The 12138-nt window shown below is 69.2% G+C and carries 8 protein-coding genes and 3 pseudogenes; 4 read left to right on the top strand and 7 right to left on the bottom strand.

The window, feature by feature from the left end; all coding sequences use genetic code 11:
- Positions 1–3: 3 nt before the first annotated feature.
- From ACZ4Z5_RS07860 to ACZ4Z5_RS07870, 3 genes and pseudogenes are all read left to right on the top strand, one after another.
- Positions 4–291 (top strand): annotated as a pseudogene (locus ACZ4Z5_RS07860) (universal stress protein); the annotation flags it as partial.
- Between the two features lie 323 nt (positions 292–614).
- Positions 615–803: pseudogene (locus ACZ4Z5_RS07865) on the top strand (DUF1918 domain-containing protein); the annotation flags it as partial.
- Between the two features lie 118 nt (positions 804–921).
- Complete coding sequence (locus ACZ4Z5_RS07870; protein WP_468258226.1) at positions 922–2640, top strand: sensor histidine kinase; 1719 nt, start codon at positions 922–924, stop codon at positions 2638–2640.
- Between the two features lie 34 nt (positions 2641–2674).
- Here the strand turns inward: ACZ4Z5_RS07870 and ACZ4Z5_RS07875 are convergent.
- From ACZ4Z5_RS07875 to ACZ4Z5_RS07885, 3 genes and pseudogenes are all read right to left on the bottom strand, one after another.
- Positions 2675–2961 (bottom strand): annotated as a pseudogene (locus ACZ4Z5_RS07875) (response regulator transcription factor); the annotation flags it as partial.
- Positions 2962–3118: 157 nt separating this feature from the next.
- On the bottom strand, positions 3119–3766 hold the full coding sequence (locus tag ACZ4Z5_RS07880) for a CBS domain-containing protein (RefSeq protein ID WP_468258229.1): 648 nt from the start codon (positions 3764–3766) through the stop codon (positions 3119–3121).
- A complete protein-coding gene (locus ACZ4Z5_RS07885; protein WP_468258742.1) occupies positions 3763–4455 on the bottom strand; it encodes a CBS domain-containing protein in 693 nt (230 codons plus the stop codon). The genes ACZ4Z5_RS07880 and ACZ4Z5_RS07885 overlap by 4 nt, the downstream gene beginning before the upstream one ends.
- 658 nt (positions 4456–5113) lie before the next feature.
- Here ACZ4Z5_RS07885 and ACZ4Z5_RS07890 point away from each other — a divergent pair.
- The gene (locus tag ACZ4Z5_RS07890) at positions 5114–5974 is read left to right on the top strand and encodes a universal stress protein (RefSeq protein WP_468258232.1); all 861 of its coding nucleotides are present in this window, start codon (positions 5114–5116) and stop codon (positions 5972–5974) included.
- 117 nt (positions 5975–6091) lie between these two features.
- Here ACZ4Z5_RS07890 and ACZ4Z5_RS07895 read toward each other — a convergent pair whose 3' ends face one another.
- The 4 genes from ACZ4Z5_RS07895 to ACZ4Z5_RS07910 form a co-directional block, all read right to left on the bottom strand.
- The gene (locus tag ACZ4Z5_RS07895; RefSeq protein ID WP_468258235.1) at positions 6092–7462 is read right to left on the bottom strand and encodes an FAD-binding oxidoreductase; all 1371 of its coding nucleotides are present in this window, start codon (positions 7460–7462) and stop codon (positions 6092–6094) included.
- Between the two features lie 73 nt (positions 7463–7535).
- Positions 7536–8387, bottom strand: coding sequence for a DAPG hydrolase family protein (locus ACZ4Z5_RS07900; protein ID WP_468258237.1), 852 nt, complete (start codon positions 8385–8387; stop codon positions 7536–7538).
- A gap of 10 nt (positions 8388–8397) precedes the next feature.
- Positions 8398–10068: an arylsulfotransferase family protein gene (locus tag ACZ4Z5_RS07905; RefSeq protein WP_468258240.1), complete on the bottom strand. Its 1671-nt coding sequence runs from the start codon at positions 10066–10068 to the stop codon at positions 8398–8400.
- A 433-nt stretch (positions 10069–10501) separates the two neighbouring features.
- Positions 10502–11989, bottom strand: coding sequence for an AAA family ATPase (locus tag ACZ4Z5_RS07910; RefSeq protein ID WP_468258242.1), 1488 nt, complete (start codon positions 11987–11989; stop codon positions 10502–10504).
- Positions 11990–12138 lie beyond the last annotated feature (149 nt).

Raw genomic sequence — 12138 nt, forward strand, 5'->3', positions numbered from 1 at the left:
ACCATGGGTACCAGCGCACCGGACGGCCGGGACCGAGGCCCCGTCGTCGTCGGAGTTGACGGCTCCTCCCAGGCGACGGCGGCCGCACTGTGGGCCGCGGCGGAAGCAGACCGCCGCGGGCAGTCCCTGAAGATCGTTCACGCGGTCGGCACCGCAACCCACGTTGTCCATCCGTCGGCCGAGACGCCGGAGCGGGAACGGGAGGCCGGGAACGCCCTCCTGCGGGCAGCAGCCGAAGTAGTGGAACAGCGCATCCCGTCGCTTCGGACGACCGTGGAGCTCAGTACGGACGAGCCCGCGACAGCCCTCTACAGGGCCGCTCCTACGGTTCCGGCATGGCCGGGTTCGTCAGGGCGCGGACAGGGCCCTTCGGTCCGTGCAGTGGCCTGTTGGGCCCTGGTGACCGGCCGAGCAGCGTGCTTGCATGGAATTGACGGAGGAGGCCCGCGAGAAGGATCCGGAGAAGCGGCTGAGGCCGTTCACCGGACGATCGGGACCCGCGAGAAGCGGATGGGCTTCTTCCGCCTTGCGTCGAACGGCTGGCTCTGCGAGGAGACGAGGACATGTCCGCAACCGCCCGCGAGGAAGAGAGCCGGACGGGCCGACGTCCAGGCATGTGTGCCCGCAAGGGAGACCAGATCGTCGTCGGGGGCCCCAGCGTGGGCGTGGAGGGGCGTGACGGTGAGATCGTGGGACTGCACCATGCGGACGGCAGTCCGCCCTATGACGTTCGCTGGTCCGATACGGGGCGGGTGACCCTGTTCTTCCCCGGCCCTGACGCCCACATCAAGCACCTCACCGAACACGGCAGTCACTGACCGTTCCGTGCGGACGCGTGCCGTCCGGGCCCGGGCTCGTCGTGAGCGCTAACGTGAAGGGTACCGAGCGCTCCATGCCTGACGGCGACGAGGCGGAGGCCCCATGGGCGGTGATGACCGGGAGGCCGCGAGCCGGGTGCCGCGGCTCCGGTTGGACGAACTGCTCGACGAGCTCCAGGTCCGCATGGACGAGGTGCGCGGAACCCGTGACCGGCTGGACGGGCTGCTGGAGGCGGTCCTGTCCGTGGGGCGGAAGCTGGACCTCCCGCAGGTGCTGCGCGGGATCGTGGAGGCCGCGGTCTCCCTGGTGGACGCGGAGTACGGGGCGCTGGGCGTCATCGGTGACGGGCAGAGGTTCGCCCAGTTCCTGCCCGTGGGCATCAGTGACGAGTTGCGCGCCCGCATCGGTGACCTGCCGACCGGTCACGGGCTCCTCGGCGAGGTCATCCGCCGTCCCGAACCACTCAGGCTGAGCGACCTCTCCCAGCACTCCGCCTCGTCCGGCTTCCCGCCCCACCACCCGCCGATGCACTCTTTCCTGGGCGTCCCGATCAGGGTCCGTGACGCGGTCTTCGGCAACCTCTATCTGACCGAGAAGCGCGGCGGGGCCGCGTTCGACGCCGAGGACGAAGCCGTCCTGGCCTCCCTCGCTGTTGCCGCCGGCTTCGCGATCGAGAACGCCCGCCTCTTCGAGGAAGTGCGGCTCAGAGAGCGTTGGCTGGAAGCCGGCGCGGAGTGCACCAGCGCACTCCTGTCCGGCTCCGCCGAGATCCAGGTTCTCGAGATGATGGTGGAACGCGCCCGCCGCATCACCGTGGCCGAGATCGGCGTGATGTACCTCCGGCAGGCGACGGGGGGACTGCGAGGCGTCCTGGCGCTGGGGGACCGGGCGGAGCAGCACCAGGACCGCACGCTGCCTCCGGACGGCACCCTGGCTTCCGCCGCACTCACCGAGGGAACCCTCGTCGCGACCCAGGATGTGGCGGCCGACGCCCGGGTGACGTTCCAGCGCGGACGGTGGAGCGGCTTCGGGCCGGCGGTGGCCGTCCCGGTGGGGACGAAGGAGAAGGTCCGGGGCGTCCTGATGCTGGCCCGGCGGGCCGGCCGCCCGCCCTTCATGGAGGTCGAGACCTCCCCCTTGTCCGGGTTCGCCGGGCAGGCCGCCGTCGCCCTGGAACTGGCCGACCGCAGGCGCGACGCCGAGCGGATGAGCACGCTCGCCGACCACGACCGGATCGCCCGTGACCTCCACGATCTTGCCATCCAGCGGCTGTTCGCGACCGGAATGACACTGCAGAGCACCCAGCGCCTCGTCGAGCACCCGGAGGCGTCGGAGAGGCTGGCGCGGGCCATCGACGACCTCGACTCCACCATCAAGATCATCCGGTCGACGATCTTCGGGCTGCGGCAGCACGACGAGAAGGGCACGCGCCCTGGGCTGCGGATCCGTGCCGTCCACGTGGTCGAGGACGCCTCGCGCGCGCTGGGCTTCACCCCGGCACTGCGAATGGAGGGACTGGTCGACACCAACGTCTCCCCCCAGGCCGCGGACGAGGTCGTCGCCGTGCTGAGCGAGGCGCTCACCAACATCGCGCGGCACGCCCACGCGTCCCGGGCGGAGGTGGCGATCCTGGCGGAGGCAGGCACCCTCGCTGTCACCGCCGTCGACGACGGCGTCGGCATCGATGAAGGAGGCCGACGCAGCGGCCTGCGCAACCTGGCAGAACGGGCGGAGGGGCTGGGCGGTGAACTCACCGTCAGACGCGGTGCCGTGGGCGGCACCCGATTGGAATGGCGAATTCCGCTGTGTGCACAGGCATGAGGGCCGGGTGGTTCAGTGCACTCGCTGCTCGTGCTCATGGATCTGTGCGGCTGATGACCGCAGCTGGGACGCGGCGTTCCACACCCAGCTTGGAGAGCAGCCGTGAGATGTGGTTCTTGGCTGTCCTCTCGGACAGGTACAGCCGCTCGCTTCCCGGACAGGTACGGCCGCCTGCCGATCTGCCGGTTCGTCAGGCCCTCTCCGAACCAGGTCGAGGACGGCCCGCTCACGCTCGGGCAGAGGGGCCGGCCGTTCGTCCTCGGGGTGGAGGGTGTCCTCCGGCGTGCGCAGGGAGCGCATGAGGCGGGCGGTGGTGGCCGGCCGAGAAGGCCGGTGCCTCGGACATGTCAGCCCCCTGACCTTCGGGTCCACCCTTGAGCATGTCGAGTGTGGAGCCGGGGGACAGGGCCGACCGGTCCACCTGTGCCCGTCGGCCCCATGGTGGCGCCGGTCCGTGCCGTCCGCGAGGTCGGTGACGTCATGCGACGGGCGGGCCTGGTTCGTTCAGGTCCAGCCGGATGTCCACCACACCCTCGACCGATCGGACCGCCCGCGCCACCAGAGGGACCAGCACGCGGTCGTGCAGGTCGCCGCGGAGTGTCACCACCCCGTCGGCCACGGAAGCCTCCAGTCCCCCCTGGACGGGAAGGTCGGCGAGGACGGTGCGGCGGATCTCGTCGGCGATGTCCTCGTCCGGGCGCAGGAACACCTTCAGCAGGTCGCTGCGGCTGACGACGCCTTCCAGCATGCCGACGCCGTCGACGACCGGCAGCCGCTTGACCCGGCGGCGCGCCATGATGCGGGCGGCCTCCGCGATGGTGGCGTCCGGGTGCACGGTGACGGCGGGGCTCGACATGAGCTCCTCCGCGTACAGGGCAGCCGCCTTCGCCGCGTTGGACAGGGGCCGGTCCGCCCCTGTGGGGTCGCCGAGGCGGTACTCCTCCTTGGGCAGCAGATCGGCCTCCGACACCACGCCGATCACCCGGCCGTCGCCCTCGAGCACCGGCAGGGCGCTGACCTTCCACTGCTCCATCACTTCCACGATCTCCTTGTAGGCGGCGCGGCGCCCCACCGCGACGGCAGTGTGGGTCATGACGTCGCTGACGATGTGCGGTGAACCGGTCATGGCAGGGTCTCCTGGGTGTGCGAGTCGTCGATGCGGTACCAGAGCCGGTCCTCCACGGCGACCACGCCGTCGATCTGGCCGGTCAGCCTTACGGCGACGGGGATCTCACTGCGGCGTTCCATCTGCCCCGACAGCGTGACGACACCGTCCTGCACACTGACGTCGATCGACTCGGGGGCCAGCCAGAGTGACTGGACCACGACCTCGTCGATCACCTCGCGGCGGATCTCGGGGTCGGGACGCAGGAAGACCTGCATGAGGTCCCTGCGGGTCACCATGCCGACGAGACGGTCCTCGACGTCCACCACCGGCAGCCGTTCGACGCGCCGCTCGGCCATGGTGCGCGCCGCCTGGGCGATGGACTGCTCGGCGTGGACGGTTATGGCTGGATGGGTCATCAACTGCCCGGCGTTACGGGCACGCGCCTTGGACTCACGTGGGCGGGCCCTGCCCATGAGGGAGGCCCAGCGGAGCCGATGCGCGCCGCTCCCGTTCTCGCCCGTGTCCGGCCGGCGGGTCGCGATGTCGGTCTCCGAGATCACCCCGATGACCTTCTCGTCGTCGTCGATGACGGGAAGGCCGCTTATCCGGTGCTGTTGCAGCAGGTGGGTGACCTCCTTGAACGGGGTGTCGTAGGCGGCGGTGACCACATCGGTGGTCATGACGGAGCCGACCTTGTCGTGCTTCACGGTCATCCCTCCTGCACTCGCGCGGCGGCTACTGTGGCGGTGCCGGACCCGTTCGTCCGCGACGGCGGCGGCTGTCGGCCCCACTGCTGCCGCGACGGCCGGCGAGAGCCCCACCGGGTACACCACCGGCCACTCGGGCAGGCGTACGAGGGGCGATCCACGTCCTCGCCCAAGCCCGGCCGGGGCGCGTCGGGCGCGGCACGTTCCTCAACGCGAGCACGGTCCGCTTCCGAGCGGTACACCCGGCCCGGACGGACGGCCCCCAAGTGCGCCGCGCACACCACGACGGCCGGTTCCGCACCCTGCTCCCGCAGGCCCATGAGCCGGCCCGGGTCGTCTTCGCACGTGCCGACCCCCGCCCCCGGCGGCAGCGGTCTGTCGACGGCGCGCCACACGATCTCCGCCATGACGGCGGTCCCCACGCCTCCGTCGTGCGGCGAGGCGTCATCGAAGCCGATGAGCGCGGCCAGCGTGCGCTGCTTCACCATGGCCCCCTTCCGGACTTTCCTCCCCTGTCACCACCTTCGGCGCCAACCTCGGCGCGACGCATGGGCCGAACGGCCCTGGAGCCAGGGCCGCCCTGCCTCTCCCTCGGACGGCCGGCGCGTGGCAGCGTCGACGTCAGGGGTCCGCAACGGAAGAGGAAGCGGTGAGAGCCGTGGAGCGTCCGCTGATCGTGGGGGTCGACGGATCGGGGCCGAGCCTCGACGCGCTGGACTGGGCCGTGGACGAGGCGGCCCTCCACGGCGCGCCGCTGCGCATCGTGTATGCGTCGCGCTGGGAGAGGTACGAACGTCACGCATTGTCGTTCAGCGCTGAACGGCCCGTCGGGCAGGTCTACGCGGAGCACATCACAGGCGTAGCCGCAGAGCGCGCCCTTCATCGCAGCGACGCAGTGAAAGCCACCAGCGAAGTGGTCCCCGAGGACGCCGCCGCCGCACTCGTGCAGCAGAGTCACGAGGCTTTCGCCGTCGTCGTCGGAAGCCGGGGCGGCGGTACCCTCGCCGGCCTGCTGCTCGGTTCGGTGAGCCTCGTGGTCGCGGCGCACGCGGAGTCCCCCGTATTCGTCGTGCGCGGCACCGACCGGGCTGCGGCCGGCGACCGTGTGGTCGCCGGTATGGCGGATCCGGAAACCGCGGCGCAGACCTTGGCCTTCGCTCTGCGCGAGGCGGAACTCCGCGGGGTTCCGCTCGAAGTGGTCCACGCCTGGCGCGCCGCCTCCTCAGCGGTGCCCGACCGGACGGAGGACTCCGCCGAGGAGGAGGAAACGGCCGAACGCCGGGCAGAGGCGCTTGTCGATGACGCCCTGCAGGGACTGCTGCACAGCTCGGTGCGCGTCGAGCGGCACATCGCGGAGGGCCGCGCTCGTGACGTACTGCTGGACGTCTCGTCGGCCGCCGCTCTGCTCGTCGTGGGAGCACGGCGCAGGGACGGCCGTGCCGGCATGCATCTGGGGCCGGTGAACCACGCGGTGCTGCACCATGCCGAATGCCCCCTCGCTGTGGTTCCGCATCACTGATTGACCCCGCCCGTTCTCTGTTTCGGGGGCGGAGGTTCAGGCAGACCAGGACAGGCCGTAAGGCGTGCGAGCGGACGGGCCGTCGAACAGCGTGAGGAGGTGCTCGTCGCCGGACGGTCACCTCACGTCCGCAGTGTCAGTGCCTGGGTAGGGGCGGCCGAGCCAGGAGATGAAGAGCCCGTCGGGATCCCAGGTGGAGCGGAGGTCGTCGAGGCGTCGGAGGTTCTCGTCTGTCAGGAAGCGGTAGGGGCGGTTGAGCAGGTTCTCGTCGGCCAGCTGGATGCCGCTGGCGTACGGCTCCCAGGCCCGCATGTGCTCGGTCACCCACTGCGTGTACTTCCGGTCGTCGGCCGGATCGGACCAGGCCGCGTACAGCCCGTAGTACAGCTCGTCTTCCACCGAGAAGGCCATCGGCGGGCGTTCGGGCTGCCCCTCGTATCCGCCCCAGTTGTACAGCACCATGTGCGAGGGTGCCGGAGGCCAGACTTCCAGCATGGCCTCGAAGTTGGGCCAGAGGTCGTCGAAGGAGGCATGGGTCCACATGTTGTCTGCCAGATAGCGTTTGGTCTCGTCGTAGTGCGGATCGGTGCCGAGCCGGCTCAGCGTGCCGGTGTCCGTCACCTCGTTGAGCCGTGTGGTGAGCACCTGAGCGCGCGACGGGCAGGACTCGAAGACCGACAGCTGCTCCCTGGCCTCCTCCTCGGTGTCGGTGAAGGCGGTGGCATTGAGGGAGATGAGCGGCTCGTTGTTCGTCATCGGATCGCGGTTGCACATGAGATTGATCTCTGTGGGCGTCTGGCGGCCGATCTCGTGCACGAAGGCGTAGACGTCCCGCGCGGCCGAGGCGGGCCAGAAGTAGCCGCTGTTCATCGTGATCCGTTTGCGCGGGTAGAGCTTGACGTAGAAGCGGGTGACGACGGCGAAGAATCCGGGACCGGCGCCTCTGGCGGCCCAGAGCAGGTCGGCGTTCCGGGTCTCGTCGGCGTGGATCCGCTCCCCTCCGGCAGTGACCGCGTCGATGCCGGTGACCGACATGCAGGCCGGTCCGTAGTCCCGCCCGGCCCAGGCGAATCCGCCCTGAAGCAGGTAACCGCCGATGGAGACGCCCGTGCAGTGCCCCGTGGGGAAGAACAGGTCCTTCTCCGCCAGCAGCGAGTTGAGCTCCGATCCCTTGATGCCGGGCTGGGCTGTGCCGGTCATCGCCTCCATGTCGACCGTCACATGGCGCAGATTGGACAGGTCGATCAACACCGTGCCGTCACGCAGGTGCGACCCGGACCAGCTGTGGCCGCCGGAACGCACGGCGATCTGCAGGCCTTCCTCCCTGGCCAGCTTCACCGCTCCGACGACGTCGTCCTCGTCGTTCGCCAGCACGATCACCTCGGGGTGGCGGTCCGGGACCCCAGAGTGCCAGCAGGCCTCACGGCGCAGGCTCTCGTAGCGGTAGTCACCGCGCCGCAGCACCCTGCCCTCGATCTGGTTCGCCATGTCCGTTCCCTTCGCCGGGTTCCATGCACATCACCTGTCGTCCGAGCCCCCGGGCGCAGGACATCCGGACTGTTCACATTTGTTCACGGTGTTTGAATTCGTCGAAGATGTCAGGGAGGAACGCGGCGAGGTGGTTCATCTCCTGCGAGCAGTGCACGATCATGGCGCGGGCCTGCGCGTCTCCGAGATGTCTCACGCCTTCCGCGACCTTCTCGAGTTCACCGGTCAGGGAGGCTCCTCCACGGGGGGCGACGTACTTCCCGCCCATCCAGAAGCGCGAACGCATCTCGGCGCCACCGTTCACCCGGCGCACATGATGGACCAGATGACCCCAGTCGAGAGGGACGTGCGAGAAACCGACTCTCGCGCAGATCGCCGTTGCCTTCTCCGGATCGAGCCCGTCCTCGCTGAATCCCAGGCTGCTGGGACGGACGAAGCGAATGGCGAGCTCGCCCAGCACGTTACCGACGTACTCGTCGACGAACGACGTGCCGCCGACATACCTCTCACGGTGGGTGGCGCTCCGGTCCGCCGTGCCGCCGGACCATTCCGCGTACAGGTGGGCACGTGGATACCACAGCTTGTACCGCTGGGTCTCCGTGGTGTGCCACCAGAACCACCAGTCCACCATGTCCGGTGACACCCTCGGCATCCGAGTCGATGTGGCGATGTGCATGGAGCCGTCGTCGAAGAGGCTGTATCCGTTCTCGAGGTCCTGATCGCCGGGCTCTCCCAAGGTGCCCGCATCGTCCAGGCCCAGACACAAAGGGGGTGCCTGCGGACCGAGATCGATCGCCTCCTTGATGTGCTCCGGCAGTGGAGCCATAACCGGGTTCCAGTACTTCGCGTACCATTTTCCGTCGAGTTCGCCGGGGCGCATTCCGAGATGGGTCCGGCGGTCGGGATCGGGACGTGGCTCATTCATGGGTCGGCCTTCAGCGGGTCAGGGTCACGACGTCGGAGGACTTGAGGACGTGACCCTTTTCGTCCAACGCCTTGACCTGGAAGTACGGTCCTGGATCGTCCGCCGGGATCGCCGTTTCGAACCCGGTGCGTTCCGCCTTTCGCACGACCACCGACAGGGAATCGGGGTCGGGTCCTGCGAGCACCCGCCACGCTCTGGTCTGCGTCGAACCGTTCCAGGAGGCGTAGACGACACTGTTCCCGTTGTCGGTCTTCGCCGCTGCGCTCGGCGGATAGTAGGGCTTGCCGACCCACTCGTTCCGGAAGGCCCGGTACGAGATGTTCGAGCCCGGCAGCTTCGCGTCGTAGAGCAGGTTCTCCGAGCCGTTGCCTTCCGTGTTTCCCGCGTCGGCGTATTCCGAGTAGTACGAGTTCTGGCCCCATCCGATGAACTTGTTGCCGTTGGCGAGGGCCTGAGTGTTTCCCTGGGACGCCGAGAAGAGCGGTGGCTGGTGGTAGTAGGTCCGCGCGGCGGTCGCGCGGCGGTCGTCGAAGTCCAGGTCCAGGACCAGGCCGTGGGACTCCTGTTCCGGTGTGCCGTCCGGCTGGTTGCAGCAGCCGTCGTCGAACAAGCTGATCTTGTTGTCCGGCCCGAACCGCGCGTCGTGCTGCCAGTAGAAGTCCGCATTGGGGCCGAAGGTGAAGTCGCTCTTATTGCCACCGAGTTGCCAGCGGATCGCTCCGGACTTCTTGGAGATGTCGAAGATCGCCCAGAAGTTCCGGACCGAGATCAGCAGTTCCCCTTTGGGCCCCTCGTCGATCGAGTTCAGGTGGTAGGCGTCCCATACCCCGCCTGACGTCGCCGCATCGGAGGCAGGCACCTCGGAGTCGGCGGGGTCCAGGTGATCCAGCAGGTCCCACGAGAAGACGAGCTTCCCCGTTTCCAGGTCGACTTCCTGGACCTCGCTGTCCAGGATGGCCCCGTCCTTCGGCCCCCCGTAGGGGGTGAGATCCATGGGGACAGGCTTGGTCGCGATGAACAGTGCGGTCCCCCTGCGGGTCAGCAGGAACTCGTGCTCGTCCGGGTAGAAGCCGTGATGCGCGAAGACCGTCTTGAGCAGGCGGTAGCGATCGTCGTAGATGTAGTAGCACCCGCCCGGCTCGGGGGCGCCGCCCGGCAGGTTCGTGTAGGTGGGCGGAATGGCGATGGATCCCTGCCACCAGGTCAGCACCGGCTGCGCCTTTCCGGTCCTGGGATTGTGATAGGTCTGAACCTTGAAGTCCGCGTTCTGGAGGTCGGGCGAGGACAGGGGGCGGAACCAGACCGGATCGCCGGAGTTGTCGGAGATCAGCGCCCCCGTCTGACCGACTACCGCGGTGCCGATGGCATAGGGGCCGACGAAGATCTTGCCGCGAGCCGTCCCGGGCTTGTGCGCAGTCACCGTGACCCGCTGGGGGTGAAGGTCCGGCTCGGAGACGAAGCTCCATACGTCGCTGCCCGAAGTGATCGGCGGCGGCGTGGTGGCACTGCCGGTCGGGGCAGCGGGCTCCGTCGCGCACAGGTGCGGCCGGTCGGGTGGTGAACTCGCGGCGGCGTGGGGCGGGCAGCTCGTGAAGGCCAACCCCACGGCGATCACGCAGGCTCCGGCAATGCGGCTCAGCCCCCTTCTCGCACCGCGAGCCCCCATTCGTCGCTCTGGCATGTATCCGTCTCCTCGCCGCCTCTGCGCCCGTGCGCCTTCGCCCGAATCGCATGGAACTGTCGTCCTCTGGCGACGGTAGGAGTGACCGCCTGCTCGCGCCTGTCGTAGGGCGGTGCAGTGGGCCGTTCGGGCGTGGCGGCTGCGCCACCCACAGTAGAGTCCAGGCTTTCGCGGTAGTCCGAGGAGCGGTCTGAGGCAGCTTCCACTCGGTCGAGCCGCCGACATCGCCGAGAGAGGGACTGCCGGCCCCGGAATGACCCAAGGAATAGTCGGCGATGGGCGGCGGCGACCTGCTCGGCCTGGTCGTGGCTGTTCCTGCCCTGGAAATGGCACCTCGGGTCGGTCCGCAACCCGGCGGCCCGGGCGATGACCGGCGCCCGGCGGGGCCGCCCACATCGGCCAGGAAACGGCTCTCCCGGCGCACCTGCCAACGCTACCGACCTCGGTACAGCCGGTCGAGGCCGACGAGGAGCACCTCACGGCGAGCCTCCGCCGCACGTAGCTCAGGTGTGAAACCTGCGCCGCTGTAGCAGGCCGGCCTCGCCCGGGCGATGTCTTCGCCGCTGTCGGCGAGCAGAGCCAGCAGATGGTGCAGGCGCTCCAGGTGAGGGAGATCCATGACTTCGTTCCAGCGTGCTTGTCCGACCGACAGCAGGGGGCCGGGCCGACGGTTCGACTCACCGCGCACGACCACCTCGACGTCGATTGGCGTGCAGCTTTGCGAACCCGGAAGTGAGCCGTGGGACGCGGTTGCGGCAGGTGCCCCGAAAGTGTCCGGAGCGGCGAATTTCGCAGCCCAGTCCCGGCACACCTGAGCGAAGTCCGGTGCGACCACCGATGCGTCGAAGACGGAGCGGGCGCGTTGCCAGACGTGCGCGGTGTCCGACTGTTCGAGCGCCGAGCGGTTCGGCCACACGATCGCGTGGTCGAAGGCCAGGAACGGCTCCGCAATGCGGTAACGCTTCAGGCCTGGCCGGAAGGCGTCGGTTTCGCTCTGCAGCAGGCCCGAGTCCTCCAGCAGCGCCAGGGTCTTGGACACCTCGGGCAGGGGACGGACCACAGACTGGGTGACCTCGCCGCGAGTGGAGCATCCCGAGACGATGGCGGTCAATGCCGAATGGCACAGAGCCCGGTCCCAGTGGTCCGCCTCCTGCTCGAGCAGGTGGCGTGCCTCCCAGAACAAGGGCCTGCGGGGATTGAGCACGGTCCTGCACACCCAGCCGTCGAAGTCGTCCGGACCTGTCGGGATGTCGTCGGCGACGAACTCGTACCGGTATGCGGGAGTTCCTCCCACCACGGCGTGCACGAGCAGCGCAAGCGGGGAATCGTCGATGCCCCAGAGCCCGGCCGCCTGCCGGAAGTCCAGTGGGCGGACCGCGAGTTCCAGCGTCGCCAGCCCCCGCAACGGGGAGGATGCACTGAAAAGGCGGTGCATGACAGAGACGGTGCTGCCGCTGAGCAGCAGTCGGACGCGGCCCGGCCGACTCCGGGCCTGCAGGCGGTGGAGGGCACCATGAACGATGGAGGGGAGGGCTGGGCTCTGCCGGACCAGGTCGGGGAACTCGTCGATGACCACGGGAACCGGTCCTTGATCCCCGAGGGCGAGCAGGGCGTCGACAGCGTCCCCCCATCCACGCCAGTCGAGTGCAGGCGAAGTGCCGGTGTGCAGGGCGAACTGGTCGGCAAGCTGATGGAGCGATTCCGCCTCTGTGACTTCCTGCGCCCCGAAGTAGAAGCCGCCCGTGGCTCTGGTCAGCGCCCTCAGGAGGTAGGTCTTGCCCTGTCGGCGCCGTCCCGAGACGACGCCGAGAGCGGGACCCTGCTGAGGTGCGCTCGCGAAGGCCATGAGGGCCTCCCACTCGGCCACGCGGTCGTACATCCCGTCCGGCCGGGGGTGGATTACGGCATCGGAGTGTGGCACGGACCGCTCCCCTCATCGGTGGCTGTCCTCGACTTCCAGTACCCCCCGAAGGCGACCGTCCCGGGGGGAGGGGGGGGGGGGGGGTGGGGGGGGGGGGGAGGGGGGGGGGGGGGGGGGGGGGGGGGGGTGGGGGTGGGGGGGGGGGGGTA

This window comes from Streptomyces sp. NPDC030222 (genome assembly GCF_055573115.1).

What these genes read in the sequence shown, in the direction of transcription:
- ACZ4Z5_RS07870 (WP_468258226.1), top strand. Translation starts at nt 922, where the DNA reads ATGGGCGGTGATGACCGGGAGGCCGCGAGCCGGGTGCCGCGGCTCCGG.
- ACZ4Z5_RS07880 (WP_468258229.1), bottom strand. Translation starts at nt 3,766, where the DNA reads ATGACCGGTTCACCGCACATCGTCAGCGACGTCATGACCCACACTGCC.
- ACZ4Z5_RS07895 (WP_468258235.1), bottom strand. Translation starts at nt 7,462, where the DNA reads ATGGCGAACCAGATCGAGGGCAGGGTGCTGCGGCGCGGTGACTACCGC.
- ACZ4Z5_RS07900 (WP_468258237.1), bottom strand. Translation starts at nt 8,387, where the DNA reads ATGAATGAGCCACGTCCCGATCCCGACCGCCGGACCCATCTCGGAATG.
- ACZ4Z5_RS07905 (WP_468258240.1), bottom strand. Translation starts at nt 10,068, where the DNA reads ATGCCAGAGCGACGAATGGGGGCTCGCGGTGCGAGAAGGGGGCTGAGC.